The organism is Nocardioides jensenii JCM 1364 = NBRC 14755 (assembly GCF_001552535.1).
GTDB lineage: Bacteria > Actinomycetota > Actinomycetes > Propionibacteriales > Nocardioidaceae > Nocardioides > Nocardioides jensenii.
In genome coordinates this window covers 1-15,405 of the sequence record NZ_BCRJ01000064.1, presented here as the reverse complement: position 1 = coordinate 15,405, position 15,405 = coordinate 1, and the positions used below count along the sequence as shown (strand labels likewise).

The window sequence follows — 15,405 nt, the reverse complement described above, 5'->3', positions numbered from 1 at the left end:
TGAGATGTCACGGTTGCTGCTCCTCTCAGGTATGGCCCTAACCGTGCCCGTCCCGACGTGCCGGAAGTGTTGTGGAGTCCGACCAACTGTGGACAGAAGTTCGTCCGGAACAACGGCGACGCCGCCACAGCCTGTTGCCATGGTTTCCCTGTCGGCACCTCGAGGTGCGCAACGTTGGACGGTCGGAAGAGGTGAGGCATGCGGGAACCGAGGCACGAGCAGGTCGCCGACCTGCCGATGGGGGAGTGGCTTGACGAGGCCCTCGAGGGACTCACCGTCCCTGGAGTTGCGCTAGCCGTGCGGTACGCCGGGTACGAGCAGCACGTCTTTCGTGGCATCACCAGTGTGGATAACCCCCTTCCGATCGACGGTTCGACTGTCTTTCCCTGGGCCTCGATCACGAAGACGTTCACGGCCACTGCTGTGATGCAGCTCGTCGAGCGCGGCTTGGTGGATCTCGATGAGCCTGTGACCACGTACTTGCCGGACTTGCGGCTCTCGGACCCGGTGGCCCTGGCGGAGGTCACGGTGCTCCACCTTCTCAATCACACCGCTGGATGGGCGGGCGACCTACCGTTCCGTCCGGACCGGGGAACTGAACCGATCGCAGGTTTCGTTGGGGCGTTGGCACGGGCTCCGCAGCTCACAAGACCAGGGTCCGTGGTCACCTACAACAACGCATCCCTGATTCTCGCTGGTCACCTCGTCGAACGCGCCACCGGACTGAGCTTCGCTGAAGCGATTCGCGATCAGCTGCTCGATCCCCTCGGCATGATCAACACTTTCGAGCGGGCCGGTGACGTGATGACGCGCCGGTTCGCCGTGGGGCATGAGTCTGTCCTCGACGGGGCCGCAGTCGTAGGTCCCTGGCCGGCGCCGCAGTACGCCATGCCCGCTGGCGGGCTGGCCGGGACGTCATCCGATCTGCTGACCTGGGCGCGGTTCCACCTCGGTTGCGCCGGGACGTCCATGGAAGGCGTGCTTGGTGGCACTTTGCGTCAAGCCATGCAGAGACCGACTGCGCGGGCTGAGGGGAGCGCGCTAGGTGACGCCGTGGGCATCGGCTGGTTCCTCAGGGACGTCGAAGGTGTGCGACTGGTCGGCCACTCGGGTGTGGCCACCGGCCAGATCGTCCGGCTCGATCTCGCCCCTGATCACGATCTGGCTATCGGCACAATGACCAATTGCGGCACCTCAGGAGCCCGGGTCATCGATCTGGTGCGGTCCCGGATCCTGAACGAGTTGCTCGGGGTGGAGGACCTTCCGCCTTCGACGAGATCTGTTCCGATCGACGTCTCAGCAGAGTTGGTCGGTACGTATGAGACCGAAGAGCTGGTGGTCGTGGTCGGCGTGGAGGGCGAGACTTTGCTGCTCACCATTCGAGTGTCACCGTGCGATCCCAAGACCGGAGAACGGAACGAAACTGGTGAGGTCTTTGCGGTACCCGTGGGCCTGGTGGTGGGTGAGAGCAGCGACCACTTCGTGGCTCTAGCCGGTCAGTACGAGAATGTCCGGGGCCGTTTTGTTCGAGACGATTCCGGCGTGATCGCACTCGATTTCGGCGGGCGTCTTGCGCGGCGTGTCGACACTCGGCGACTGGAGAGGCCGTGATCACGACGAGCCCTGCTGTGGAGAAGGACATTCTGAAGGAAGCGGCCGCCGTGGGGGTGCGGGTCTGGTTGCAGGCACAGTCGGTCAGGTCAGTGACGCAGGTCGGTGTCGGGCCCGACATTCCAGTGGTGCTGGCATCCCTGCTCAAGGTCCCGGTTGCGCTCGAGCTCGCGCGACGAGCTGCTTCCGGTGAGTTCGACCTCGACCGTCAAGTGACCCTCTCGCCGGCCGATCTGACGCCGTCACCCAGCGGGCTCGGGACGTTACGTGGGCCGGTGACGCTGCCGGTGCGCGACCTCGCGGTGCTGATGCTCTCACTGAGCGACAATGCCGCGACTGACTTCTTGCTCAGCATGGTGGGGCGTGATGCGGTCGAGCGTCTGCTCGGCGAGCTTGGCCTATCCAGAACCGCTGTGCCGCAGGACTGCGCAGAGATCATCCGCAGTGTCGGCGAGGATCTCGGACTCGGGTATGTCGACAAGGAGAATGCCTTGGCAGGCATCGACTCCGAGCGCCTCCGAACGCTGCGGGCGCTCGACCCAGATCGGACGTGTCGTTCCACGGCGCGTGAGACGGTCAGCCTGCTGCGTGCCATCTGGCAGAACGAGGCGGGACCGTCGGCCGCGTGCGCCAATGTCCGTGAGTGGTTGTCGCACCAGGCCTGGGACAACCGGATGGCCAGCGGCTTCGAGGACGATGTCGAGATCGCGAGCAAGACCGGGACGTTGCCGGGCCTGCGCAACGAAGCAGGCGTGGTGACCTATCCCGACGGGGGTGCCTACGCCGTCGCGGTGTTCACCCGAGATGAGGACTTCCGCTCTAGAAACAGCTCTCGGGACCACTTCATCGGCCGCGCCGCGCGGTTGGCCGTGGAGGCTCTCCGCCGCGCGGAGTCAGACCCACCCAAGAGGAGAACCGAATGACTAAATCGACCCTTGCTCGAGCACTCGTGGCCGGGACGGTCCTAGTGGCCGCATCGGCGTGCTCAGGCGGCGACGGCGGCTCCGCCGGCGACCAGGTGTTCACGATGTCGATCCCGAGTGACCCAGCCACGATGGACCCAATGCACGCTGCGGAGGGCATTACACAGACCGTGCTGAGGTTTGCCTACGATTCGCTCGTCGCCTTTGATGCCGACGGTTCCGTACAGCCTTACCTGGCAGAGAAGTGGGACGTCAAGGAGAGCTCGGTCGTCTTCACTCTCCGCGACGGGATCAGTTGCTCCAATGGCGACGACTTCACAGCCACCGACGCAGCCGCGACGTTGAACTTCGCCGTGGACCCCGCACAGGGCAGCGACTACTTGCGCGATCTGCCGCAAGGGCTCAAAGCAACTGCGGACGACGCAAGTCGGACGGTCACCGTCACGACAGCGGACCCTGACCAGTTCCTCATCCACAAGGTGGGGGGCGTCCTGATGGTGTGCCCCGAGGGTCTCTCGAATCCGAAGGCGTTGGCCGAGCAGACCCAGGGAACAGGTCTGTTTGAGCTCTCAGAGACGGTGCCGAGTGACCACTACACGCTGACTCGCCGCGACGAGTTCACGTGGGGCCCAGGTGGCGTGACGGCGCAGACCGCGGGGCTGCCTGCATCGGTGGTTCTGAGGGTGGTGCCGAACGAGACGACGGCGGCCAACCTCTTCTTGTCCGGTGAAGTCAACGCGTTGAGTGTGCTCGGTCCTGACCGGGAGCGCGTCGCTGCTGTGGCCGACGTGCAGCGAGAGATTCGAACCCCGATCGGCCTGACGTTCTTCAATCAGTCGGACGGTCGGCCGGGCGCCGATCCCGACGTACGCCGAGCGCTCACGACCGGTATGGACATGGAAGCCCTCGGTACCGTCATGACAAACGGGTATGGCAAAACTCCAGAGAGCCTGCTAACCATCCCGCCGGATCCCTGTCATGCGGACACTGTTGCTGGGGCTCTGCCCCCCTTCGACTCCGAGGCCGCGGCGCAGATTCTCGACGACGCCGGGTGGGTGTCGGGCGATGGCGGGATCCGTGAGAAGGACGGGAAGACGCTGAGCCTCAGGTTCATCTACAACGCGGCGCTGGGCGACTCCGTGGCCGCGGCGGCAGAACTCCTCCGGGACAACTGGTCGGAGATCGGCGTGGACATGGAGATCCAAGGCGTGCCCCCTTCGGGACTGGGACCGATCGTCTACGAATCCGGAGACTGGGACGCCGGCTGGCTCCCGATCACGGTCGGCATCCCGAGTGATCTGGTAGCCCGTCTGTCGGGACAGACCCCGCCGAAGGGGTCGAACCTGGCGTCGATCGACAACCAGACTTACGTTGAGGAGACCTCTGCGGCAACTGCGCTGCCCTTGGCTAAGTCCTGCCCGCGGTGGGTGGCCGCCGAGCAGGCATTGTTCCAAGATCTGGACGTCGTCCCGATCGTCGACGGCACCATTCCAACGTTCGGCGCCGGCGTCGAGTTCGAGCTGCAGGCCGGTCTCATCGACCCAAGTTCGATCCGGATGAAGGGTTGATTCCGGTGGTCCAGCCAATGTCGATCATCGCGACTCCTGAACAACGGCTCCAGGCTGCCGGGTGGCCGCTTCCACCTCTTCCGCGATCGGCCGGCGACTACGTGTTGACGCGGATCGCGGCAGGGTGTGCTCGTACGTCTGGTCAGCTGCCCCGCGTAGCCGGTGAACTCGCGTACCGAGGCCGAGTAGGCAGCGAGGTAAGCGAACAGGAAGCCCGGTCGGCCGCGGAGATGGCCACGCTCAATGCGTTGTCTGCCATCGCAGACGCCTGCGGGGGGCTGGGCGCGGTTTCAGGAGTGTTGCAGCTGCGAGGCTACGTCCGGGCCGCCGAGGACTACGAGGACCATGCGTGGGTCATGGATGCCGCATCGGCCGTGCTGCGAACTGCGTTTCCGGACACAGGTCATGTACGTACTGCCGTGGGCGTGTCCTCCCTACCTGGCGGCGCTCCGGTGGAGGTCGAGCTGCTCGTGGAGCTGTCCGACTAGCCAGCCGGAAGGCCGGTCCGAGTGCTGGCGATCGGGGCCCATGTCCGAAAGGTCAGCCCTCTGAACCACTCACCAACATACGCAAATCGGGAGGAGTCCCATGACAACGACGTCCCCACGGGCCAACCCCGTGGCAGAGCGGTACCAACGCATCCAGGGCCGCGCCCACCTGACGGGGATCCAGGCCTTGGCCAGGCTGCCGATCGACCAGGCACGCCGGGATCGCCAATCTGGCGCCCGTGTGGCGTCATACATCAGCGGGTACGAAGGATCCCCGCTTGCCGGGTACGACCTCGAACTCGGCCGACAGACAGGGCTGCTGGACCAGCACGACATTGTCTTCGAGCCGGGTCTCAACGAGGAAGCGGCAGCAATGGCGGTCCAGGGCAGTCAGCTCGCGGCGGGGCAGCCGATGCGTTTCGACGGTGTTGTGGGGTACTGGTACGGGAAGGGGCCCGGCTTGGACCGTGCTTCCGACGCCCTGCGGCATGCGAACCTGATGGGCACTGCCCCCACCGGAGGCGCCGTGGCCTTCGTCGGGGACGACCCGGGTGCAAAATCGTCGACCTTCCCGTGCGCATCCGAACACACGCTCGCCGACCTCGGCATTCCGACGTTCTATCCAGCAGACGCGGCCGACATCCTCGATCTCGGGCGTCACGCGGTGGCGATGTCGCGGGCAAGTGGCCTCTGGTCCGCCCTCAAGATCGTGACCGCAGTCGCAGATGGCTCCACAGTGGTGGACCTCGGTGAAGCGGAGGCCGAGCCGATCCTCCCGGAAGGTTCGCAACGGCATCGGCCCAGTGCCAAGCTGATCCAGCCAACGCTCGGGGCGATGGAGCAGGACGCAGCCACGACCAGGCTTTCGATCGTTGAGGAGTACGCCTCTCGCAACAAGTTGAATCCGGTGACGAGCCGCCATGAGAACGACCGAACGGGCATCCTCGCTGCCGGGAAGACCTACAGCGATGTGTGCGAGGCGCTGGCCGAGCTTGGTCTGAACGACGAGGAGCTCGCGAAGTGGGGGATTCGCCTCATGAAGGTGGGTCTCGTCTGGCCGTTGGCGGAGCGCGATTTGCGCGACTTTGCCGTCGGGCTGCGCCACATCGTCGTGGTCGAGGAGAAGCGCGGCTTCCTGGAAACAGCCGTGCGCCGCATCCTTTACGGGTCGACCCGGGCCCCCCTGGTCGAGGGAAAGCAGGACCGTGAAGGAGCGCGACTCTTCGCGTCCTTCGGTGAGCTCGACCCCGACACCGTCGCCGCTGGCCTGGCCCGTGTGCTCCTCCGTGACGAGGAGATCACATCGGTCCGAGGTTGGTTGGCTGAACGGGAGGCGCGCTCCGAACGGCGTCGGCGTCTGCTCCCCGTGGTACCGCTGACGCCACGGACGCCCTACTTCTGCTCGGGCTGCCCGCACAGCACGTCTACGCGGACTTCCACGGACGCGTTGGTGGGCGGGGGTATCGGTTGTCACGGGATGGTGCTCCTCATGGATGCCGAACACGTGGGTGACGTTCTCGGCTTGACCCAGATGGGTGGGGAAGGCACCCAGTGGCTGGGGATGGCACCGTTCGTCGAGGGAAGACACTTTGTGCAAAACATTGGTGACGGGACCTTCCACCACTCCGGGAGCCTGGCGATCCGCGCAGCCGTAGCCTCCGGGCATGCCATCACGTACCGACTCCTCCACAATTCGGCTGTGGCGATGACCGGGGGACAGGACCCCGTCGGCAAGATGTCTCTTCGCCGGCTGGTCGAGAACCTCAGGTCCGAGGGAGTGGCACGTGTCATCGTGACCAGCGATGACGTCCGTCGAACCCGACGGGTTCTGCCACGTGCCGTGACCGTATGGGATCGCGCTCGCGTGCCGGAGGCAGAACGTCTGTTGGCCGCCACGCCGGGAGTGACCGTCCTCCTGCACGACCAAGAGTGCGCGGCCGAGCTGCGGCGACGGCGTAAGCGAGGCAACGCGCCACAGCCTCGGGAGCGTGTGTTCATCAATGAGCGGATCTGCGAGGGATGCGGTGACTGTGGCGTTACCTCGAACTGCCTGTCGGTGCGCCCACGTGCGACGGAGTACGGCGAGAAGACCGAGATCCACCAGGCGTCCTGCAACGCGGACCTCACGTGCCTGGCAGGCGATTGCCCGGCGTTCCTCACCGTGCGTGGAGGCGCTGCTCCGGCACGACCAGGGACTGGCATGACGCTGGACGCGACCGACCTTCCGCACGTGACAATGACCGCGCGCGACCAAGGGATCAGGCTGATGGGAATCGGGGGACTAGGAGTGGTCACTACGTCCCAGATCTTGGCGACGGCCGGGTTCCTGTCGGGTCGACATGTCCGGACCCTCGATCAGACGGGTCTGGCCCAGAAGGGCGGTGCCGTCGTCTCGGACATCAGGATCTTGGTCGACTCTGCCAGCCGTGGCAATCGACTCGGTCCGGAGGCCTGTGACCTGTATCTCGGCTACGACGCTCTCGTCGCAGCCGACCCTCAGAACCTGACAGTTCTCTCTCCCGAAGCGACGGCGATCCTGTCGACTTCGGAGGTACCCACCGGGGCAATGGTGCGCGATCGGTCCCGCAACATGCCCGCTGTCGGGGAGGTGACCAGCCGGATCAACGCCCACCTGAGCGGCGGTCGGCTGGTCACCCTCGACGCAGCTCGGGTGGCAAGCGATCTCTTCGGGTCGGAGCAGTTCGCAAACATGATGTTGCTCGGCATCGCCCACCAACTTGGGGCGCTTGCCCTCTCTGCCGAGGTGATCGAGGCGGCGATTGAGTTCAACGGCGTGGCGGTGCAGACCAACGTGCAGGCCTTTCGTCGTGGTCGTCAATTCGTCGCGGACCCCGCTGCATTGACCAGGGCGCGCGCAGCAACAGAACGCTGGAATGACGAGCCCGTGCCTACAGGTGAGCCCCTCGTCGCGCGTCGGACTGCGGAGCTCGTTGCCTACCAGGACGCACGGTACGCACGTCGCTATTCGGCCCTGCTCGAAATGGTGCGCAAGGCTGAGCAACTGGTGGCCCCGGGGGAGACCGACCTGACCGATGCTGTGGCCCGTGGGTTCTTCAAGCTCCTCGCCTACAAGGACGAGTACGAGGTCGCGAGACTGGCGTTGGACCCCGACGAAGGTGCCCGGGTCGCGGCGGAGTTTGGCGACAACGCCAGGGTGGCTTGGAACCTGTACCCACCGGTACTGCGTGCGCTCGGGGTGACGCGCAAGTTGCGCTTGGGCCCCTGGTTCAGGCCGGCCTTCCAGGTGCTGGTTCGTCTGCGTCGGGTGCGAGGCACTGCGTTCGATCCGTTCGGGTACGCCCACGTGCGACGAACCGAGCGTCGACTAGCTGAGGAGTACGAGAAGACGATGCACCGGATCGCGGGTCGCCTGTCGTCGCGGACCCTGCCCACAGCGCTGGCGCTCGCGCGGCTGCCTGAAGTGATCCGTGGCTACGAAGAGGTCAAGTTGCGCTCTGTCGCCGCATATGACGAGGCGCGCATCGGCCTTCTGGCTGCAGTCGACGATGAGGAGAGGACGCTGTCATGAATGACCATCTGGAGGCCTGGGGCGGCTTGCTCCGGGCCACTCGATTCGACGAGGAGACCGGCGCGTTCTTCGTGATCGCCATCCACTCCCTAGCCCGCGGACCGGCGGCCGGCGGCACCCGAGCGATGCAGTACGCCTCCTCCGCGGATGCTGTTGCCGATGCCAGCCGACTGGCCGAGGCGATGTCGCTCAAGCTGGCCATAGCAGGTTTGCCGCTCGGTGGTGGGAAGTCCGTGATCGCTCTCCCGGCGCCTCGGAGTGAATTGGCCCCGAGCAGGTGGAAGCGGATCCTCGAACTCCATGCACAGAACGTGGCGACGTTTGGAGGCAACTACTTCACCGGCCCAGACATCGGAACGACGTCGGCCGACATGGACGTCCTGCATGCTCGCTGTGGTTACGCCGCCGGACGATCGCCAGCCAGCGGTGGCCCGGGGTCCAGTGCGCCATCGACCGCCCGTGGGGTGTACGCCGCCATCAAACGCTCTGTCACGGAAGCAGGTATGGGAGAGGTGGCGGGACTGACGATCTTGGTCCAGGGACTGGGGGCTGTTGGCTTCGACGTCGCCCGGTTGGCGTCCGTCGATGGCGCGCGACTGCTCGTGGCCGACGTTGACGACGAAGTTTCCGTTCGGGCGACCGAAGTGGGAGCGGACGTGATTTCTGCCGATCGAGTGCTCAAGGTCGCGTCTGACGTGTTCGTGCCCTGTGCGACCGGTGGTGTCATCGACTCCGCAACCGCCGCCTCGATCCAGACGCGGGTAGTCGCCGGTGCCGCTAACAACGTGCTTGCGGATCCTGCAGCGGCGGGGATCCTGCGCGCGAGGGGCATCGTCTATGCCCCGGACTTCGTAGCCAATGCCGGAGGTGCCATCGATCTCATTGGCCGCGAAGTGCTCGGCTGGTCAGTCGAACGTGTTGCTCAGCATGTCGAAGGCATCGGAGACACGCTTGGCAACATTTTCGACGAGGCACGAGCCCAGGGCCTGACCACGGACGACGCGGCTCGACGCCTCGCTGCCGAACGACTGAGCGAGGGCGCCGGAAGAATCGAGCCGATGGGCCGCCTTGCTCTCATGCACGAAGGCTGATCGATACCCCCCTCCGGTGGTTCTTGACAGCCCCGACGGACTCGAGTTCGCTGACGACCCACTCGGTCAGCCTGCACCCCTTGGTCCGGTTCGGCGCGCCGTGTGGGGTACTGGTGTTGCACTCAAGACCTGGACTGTCATACCGAGCATAGACGTCGTCGTCGGGTCGAGAATTGAGTTTGTGTCGGCCAACGGAGGCGGTCGAGGATCGATGTCATGACTGTGACCGAAGCCGAGATCAAGCACGTCTTCGAGCTGGAGCTCGAGGTCCAGTCTTCGGCGGCGCGCAGCAGCGCGGTGCGTTTGCTGGAGCCGTTGGCCACGACCTTCATAGAGATCGGCACGTCGGGTCGCCGCTGGGATATCGACGCCACGCTCGACCTGCTGGCACAGGAGTCGGCTGACCCCGATGTTCAAGTGATCGGAATCAACGGTCTCGAGGCGCGTGTCCTCTGCGCAGACGTCGTCCAAGTGTTCTGGGACTCAGACAGAGATGGCCGCCGAACTCGACGTACGTCCCTTTGGCAGCGAACCCGCCGGCGGACCATAGTCAACGCCGCACTCGTCCTACGTGCCTGGTGGAGCTGCGTGCTTTGCCGCCTACCGCCGGCGGTCCTCTCCCCGCCCTCGTGGGCGCGTGGCGGGGTCAGACAGCGACGGCTGACCTGCACTGTTGTGCCAGCAGCGACAACTCGTCCAAGAGATGCAGCGGCTCCGTCACGGTGAAGTCGCTTCCGAGTCGGAGCAGGTTGAGGGCGACGATGCGCCAGCTCGTCCCACCGACCCAGACGTCGCTGGTCGACTCGCCTGTGCTCGCAACAATGCCCTCAGCGGGTGCGAGTGCACGGCGCACCTCTTCAGCCGGGGCTGCGACGTCGGCCCGCGCCATGTGACTCCACAGCCGGGCTTGCGGCACGCGTCGCGCGACGTATGTCTCCAGGTCCTCAGCTGGCAGCGGCCGCGCCTCAAAGTGCGGGCCCCCCGGGACCCGCAGGCTGATCCCGGCGGCATCATGAATGGTCCACTCCTCGGTGCGGACGTCATACGAGAGCAGGAACCAGCGGTGCCCGCTGGCGATGAGGCGGTACGGCTCCACCTCGACGCCGGCCGGATCCTCGCTGCCGTCGTAGTGGAAGCGAATCCGTCGTCGCTCGGCACACGAGTTGACCAGTGACACCAGCAGGCCGGGGTCGTCCATCGGCACCGGTGCGGTGCTTGGCATCGGGACGGTGTAGCGATTGAGTTGTTGGATGCGGGAACGCATGCGCTGCGGCAGCACCTGCTCGAGCTTGGCCAGTGCCCGCAACGACGTCTCCTCCATGCCACCGACGATGCAGTTCACGCCGGTCCGCAGTCCGACGGCCACTGCCATCGTCTCGTCGTCGTCGAGGAGCAGGGGTGGTAGGCCACTGTCGCGACTCGCGCACAGCTGGTAGCCACCGGTGCTTCCGCGGATCGCGTTGACCTCGTAGCCGAGATCGCGGAGGCGCTCGATGTCGTGGCGCACCGTCCTAACAGTGACCTCAAGCCGTTTCGCAAGTTCGGGTCCGCTGCGGATGTGCGGGCCCTGGAGCAGCGACAACAGCGACAGCAGGCGGGTTGCGGAACGGGACATGTTCTTCACCATTACACAGACACCGTCCGGCACGCTCCCGAAAAAATCAGGCCTCCATGAGGAAGCGGGACTTCCGGATCGCCTGCGAACGTGGCTCGTGCCGCACCAGGGATCACGTGAGTGAGTGCGGTATCAAACCACGACCTTGGAGGTAGTCCATGAAGAACCGTCTGCTCCTTTCCTCAGCCGTCCTCGCGGGGGCCGGCCTGCTGTCGACGGGTGTGCCCTGGCCAGCGGCCGCGTCGGCCGCGTCAGCGTCGCCTGCGCCGGCGTCGGCTGCATCCATCGAGTGTCACCAGGCAGCAGCGACCCTGACGGTGCAACACCGAGCGCCCGTCCACACCCTCCCCAAGGGAAGTTCCGGCCTTGCATACTTCGCCTCGGCGGGCACGTCCTACCGGATCGGAGGCTATTGCGACAACTCATTCGGCAACCGGTGGTACTGCGTGGGTGGCTGCGACTTCGAAAGCAGCCTCTATGGCTTCTGGATCTTCGAGGAGTACTTCCTCGACTAATCGAGCTGGCGCATGCGTGCCGGTAATCGGTGGACCGTCGGGCGGTTCATGAAGAACCCGTCCGAGACTCGTGACTGAGGGAGGACCTGTGTCAGCCATTCCCGTTGAGACAACGCTTCGGATTGCCCGTCCAAGTCGTGACTTGACTGCTGCCGAAGAGTTCTGGGTCGGCGGTGTCGGCCTACAGGTCATCGAGCGTGTGCGCGCCGACGGTGACGGTGAGCGGAATCTGCTGATGGTGGGCATCCCCGACGCGCGTTGGCATCTCGAGCTTGTGCAGGATCCCGAGGCCCTGGCTGATCATCCGCCGAGTGCGGAGGATCTTCTGGTCATCTACCTCGGGAATGACGTCCCCCACGAGTGGCTCGCACGCTTGGAGGAGCACGGCTCACGGCGCGTACGGACACGAAACCCGTACTGGGAGAGGTGGGGCGTGACCGTCGTGGACCCAGACGGGTACCGCCTGGTGCTCAGCTCGCGGTCGTGGGACTGATTCGATTGGCATTGGCGAGTTGCCCCACCGCAACACTCTCGACGACGGCTACCTCACCACTGCGCCGGTGACGGCGTTCCAGCCAACGGCTACGGCCTGCTCAACACCGTCGGCAACGTCTGGGAATGGTGCCAGGACGCCTTTCGCGACACCGAGTACGCCGAGCGCGCCGGTGTTGAACCCGCTGTGGACCCGATTTCCCCGGAGCCGTCGGACGCGGACGGTTCCGGGGCGATACGTCGAGTCATGCGAGGAGGCTCCTACCTCTGCCACGACAGCGACTGCAACCGCTACCGAGTCGCCGCGCGCTCCTCGAATACGGCCGAGTCGTCCTCGGGCAACATCGGCTTCCGCTGCGCCAACGACGCAGCGTGATCGTCAAAGGCCGCGAACCGTCGGCCCGGCGAGCGCAAGACCAAGTCCGGATCGCGTCGGAACGACCCAGTCGCTGACACTGATCGGTGTTGGCTCTCCCCTTGACGTCATGTATCTTGATGTCAAGAGACATTGCATTCGCGTTCCGCGTTCGTGGTTAGGCAACCCTCTCTTCCCAGGGGATGGCCGACGACGGCAAGATGGGCGCGAGTGAACCAAAGACTTCTGAGGAGATGTGGCTGATGGCCAGTCAGGACAGCTTCGGTGCCAAGGGCACCCTGGACGTGGACGGGAAGTCGTACGAGATCTTCCGCCTCGACGCCGTGACCGGAGAGGGCGTTGACGTCGCGTCACTGCCCTTCTCGCTGAAGGTGCTGCTCGAGAACCTGCTTCGCACCGAGGACGGCGCGGACATCACCGCCGACGACATCCTGGGCCTGGCCGGCTGGGACGCCGACGCCGAGCCGTCGAAGGAGATCCAGTTCACGCCGGCCCGCGTGATCATGCAGGACTTCACCGGTGTCCCCTGTGTCGTCGACCTCGCCACCATGCGTGAGGCGATGGCCGACCTCGGCGGCGACCCGTCGAAGATCAACCCGCTGGCGCCGGCCGAGATGGTCATCGACCACTCCGTCATCGCCGACGTCTTCGGCACCCCGGGTGCGTTCGAGAAGAACGTCGAGATCGAGTACGAGCGCAACCGCGAGCGCTACCAGTTCCTGCGCTGGGGCCAGGGCGCCTTCGATGACTTCAAGGTCGTCCCGCCCGGCACCGGCATCGTGCACCAGGTCAACATCGAGCACCTGGCCCGGGTGGCCTTCACCCGCGAGGTCGACGGAGTGCTCCAGGCCTACCCCGACACCTGCGTCGGCACCGACTCCCACACCACCATGGTCAACGGCATCGGCGTCGTCGGCTGGGGCGTCGGCGGCATCGAGGCCGAGGCGGCCATGCTCGGCCAGCCTGTCTCCATGCTGATCCCGCGCGTCGTCGGCTTCAAGCTCAACGGCGACCTGCCCGAGGGCACGACCGCCACCGACCTCGTTCTCACCATCACCGAGATGTTGCGCAAGCACGGCGTCGTCGGCAAGTTCGTGGAGTTCTACGGACCCGGCGTTTCGGCGCTGCCGCTGGCCAACCGCGCCACGATCGGCAACATGAGCCCGGAGTTCGGCTCGACGATCGCGGTCTTCCCGATCGACGAGGAGACGGTCAACTACCTGCGCCTCACCGGCCGCACCGAGGAGCAGCTCGCGCTCGTCGAGGCCTACGCCAAGGAGCAGGGCCTCTGGCACGACCCGTCGGCCGAGCCGCGCTTCTCCGAGCGGCTCGAGCTCGACGTGTCGACGGTCGTCCCGTCGATCGCCGGCCCGAAGCGGCCCCAGGACCGCATCCAGGTCACCGACGCCAAGCAGTCGTTCCGTGCGTCGCTCGCCGACTACGTCGACGAGGACGAGAAGGGGTACGACGAGGCCTCAGCCGAGTCGTTCCCGGCCTCTGACGCGCCAGCGTACCACGGCAGCAACGGCTCGGAGGCTCCCAGCAACCACCTCTCGGCCGCACCGAGGGACGGTGGCCGCCCGAGCGACCCGGTCGATGTCACCCTCGCCGACGGCACGAAGTTCACCCTCGACCACGGTGCGGTCACCATCGCCGCCATCACGTCGTGCACCAACACCTCGAACCCGTCGGTGATGATCGGTGCCGCCCTGCTGGCCAAGAAGGCCGTCGAGAAGGGGCTGCAGCGCAAGCCGTGGGTCAAGACGACGCTGGCTCCCGGCTCCAAGGTGGTCTCCGACTACTACGAGAAGGCCGGCCTGACGCCGTACCTCGACAAGCTCGGCTTCAACCTCGTCGGCTACGGCTGCACCACCTGCATCGGCAACTCCGGTCCGCTGATCCCCGAGGTCTCCGCCGCGGTCAACGAGAAGGACCTCTCGGTCGTCTCGGTGCTCTCGGGCAACCGCAACTTCGAGGGCCGGATCAACCCGGACATCAAGATGAACTACCTGGCGTCCCCGCCGCTGGTCGTGGCCTACGCCTTGGCCGGCTCGATGGATGTCGACCTGTTCACCGACCCGCTCGGTCAGGACACCGACGGCAACGACGTCTTCCTCAAGGACATCTGGCCCTCGCCGTCCGAGGTCGAGGAGACCATCGCGTCTGCCCTGACCGCCGACATGTTCGACAGCTACGACGACGTGTTCGCCGGTGACGAGCGGTGGCGCTCGCTGCCCACCCCCGAGGGCAAGACCTTCGCGTGGGGCGAGGACAGCACCTACGTCCGCAAGGCGCCGTACTTCGACGGCATGCCCGATGAACCCAACCCGGTCACCGACATCGAGGGCGCGCGCGTGCTGCTCAAGCTGGGCGACTCGGTCACCACCGACCACATCAGCCCGGCCGGTGCGATCAAGAAGGACTCGCCCGCGGGCACGTACCTCGCCGAGCATGGCGTCGAGTCGCGTGACTTCAACTCCTACGGCTCGCGCCGGGGCAACCACGAGGTCATGATCCGCGGCACCTTCGCCAACATCCGCCTGCGCAACCAGATGGCCCCGGGCACCGAGGGTGGCTTCACCCGCGACCTGCTCGCCGACGGCACGCCGGTCACCACGGTGTTCGAGGCGTCGGAGAAGTACATCGCGGCAGGCGTCCCGCTGGTGGTTCTCGCCGGCAAGGAGTACGGCTCCGGCTCGTCGCGTGACTGGGCGGCCAAGGGCACCTCGCTGCTCGGTGTGAAGGCGGTCATCGCCGAGTCCTACGAGCGGATCCACCGCTCGAACCTGATCGGCATGGGCGTGATCCCGCTGCAGTACCCCGAGGGCCAGAACGCCGAGTCCCTGGGCCTGACCGGCGACGAGACGTTCGCGATCTCCGGCATCACCGCGCTCAACGACGGCACCACGCCGAAGACCGTCAAGGTCAAGGCAGGCGACATTGAGTTCGACGCGGTCGTCCGCATCGACACTCCCGGTGAGGCGAACTACTACCGCAACGGCGGCATCATGCAGTACGTCCTGCGCAACCTGCTGAAGGCCTGATCTGAACCGTCGACCCGTCGCCAGTTCTCCCACGTGCTGAGAGAACTCGCGACGGGTCGATGCATTTCCAAGAGATTCTGCTCGAGACCCCTCCTCGTCGTACCCAGTCAGACTGTCTTCAAAGGAGGACTC

The 15,405-nt window shown here is 65.7% G+C and carries 10 protein-coding genes and 1 pseudogene; 10 read left to right on the top strand and 1 reads right to left on the bottom strand.

From position 1 onward, the window contains the following. The first annotated feature begins 198 nt into the window (after nt 1-198). The 6 genes from NJ4_RS14255 (at nt 199) to NJ4_RS14230 (ending at nt 9,231) form a co-directional block, all read left to right on the top strand. Nucleotides 199-1,611: a serine hydrolase domain-containing protein gene (locus NJ4_RS14255; protein WP_067436329.1), complete on the top strand. Its 1,413-nt coding sequence runs from the start codon at nt 199-201 to the stop codon at nt 1,609-1,611. After that, a complete protein-coding gene (locus tag NJ4_RS14250) occupies nt 1,608-2,534 on the top strand; it encodes a serine hydrolase (protein ID WP_217996865.1) in 927 nt (308 codons plus the stop codon). Before NJ4_RS14255 ends, NJ4_RS14250 begins: the two co-directional genes overlap by 4 nt. Continuing rightward, complete coding sequence (locus NJ4_RS14245) at nt 2,531-4,102, top strand: ABC transporter substrate-binding protein (RefSeq protein WP_082748630.1); 1,572 nt, start codon at nt 2,531-2,533, stop codon at nt 4,100-4,102. Before NJ4_RS14250 ends, NJ4_RS14245 begins: the two co-directional genes overlap by 4 nt. 17 nt (nt 4,103-4,119) lie before the next feature. Then, nucleotides 4,120-4,590 (top strand): RidA family protein, encoded by a 471-nt coding sequence (locus NJ4_RS27190; RefSeq protein ID WP_082748628.1) that lies wholly within the window; start codon nt 4,120-4,122, stop codon nt 4,588-4,590. 100 nt (nt 4,591-4,690) lie between these two features. Further along, complete coding sequence (locus tag NJ4_RS14235) at nt 4,691-8,140, top strand: indolepyruvate ferredoxin oxidoreductase family protein (RefSeq protein WP_067436317.1); 3,450 nt, start codon at nt 4,691-4,693, stop codon at nt 8,138-8,140. Beyond that, the gene (locus tag NJ4_RS14230; protein ID WP_067436313.1) at nt 8,137-9,231 is read left to right on the top strand and encodes a Glu/Leu/Phe/Val dehydrogenase family protein; all 1,095 of its coding nucleotides are present in this window, start codon (nt 8,137-8,139) and stop codon (nt 9,229-9,231) included. Before NJ4_RS14235 ends, NJ4_RS14230 begins: the two co-directional genes overlap by 4 nt. A 646-nt stretch (nt 9,232-9,877) precedes the next feature. Here NJ4_RS14230 and NJ4_RS14225 read toward each other — a convergent pair. Continuing rightward, nucleotides 9,878-10,846 carry a helix-turn-helix transcriptional regulator gene (locus tag NJ4_RS14225; protein ID WP_169799267.1) on the bottom strand — a complete coding sequence of 323 codons (969 nt, stop codon included), beginning with the start codon at nt 10,844-10,846 and terminating at the stop codon, nt 9,878-9,880. 158 nt (nt 10,847-11,004) lie between these two features. Between NJ4_RS14225 and NJ4_RS14220 the strand changes: the two genes are divergently transcribed. From NJ4_RS14220 to NJ4_RS14210, 4 genes and pseudogenes are all read left to right on the top strand, one after another. Next, nucleotides 11,005-11,361, top strand: coding sequence for a hypothetical protein (locus NJ4_RS14220; RefSeq protein WP_067436310.1), 357 nt, complete (start codon nt 11,005-11,007; stop codon nt 11,359-11,361). Between the two features lie 88 nt (nt 11,362-11,449). Beyond that, nucleotides 11,450-11,854, top strand: a complete 405-nt coding sequence (locus NJ4_RS25220) for a VOC family protein (RefSeq protein WP_217996864.1) — start codon at nt 11,450-11,452, stop codon at nt 11,852-11,854. A 13-nt stretch (nt 11,855-11,867) separates the two neighbouring features. Further along, nucleotides 11,868-12,229, top strand: a pseudogene (locus tag NJ4_RS25215) (formylglycine-generating enzyme family protein); the annotation flags it as partial. A 242-nt stretch (nt 12,230-12,471) separates the two neighbouring features. Beyond that, on the top strand, nt 12,472-15,273 hold the full coding sequence (locus NJ4_RS14210; RefSeq protein WP_067436435.1) for an aconitate hydratase: 2,802 nt from the start codon (nt 12,472-12,474) through the stop codon (nt 15,271-15,273). Nucleotides 15,274-15,405: the final 132 nt, after the last annotated feature.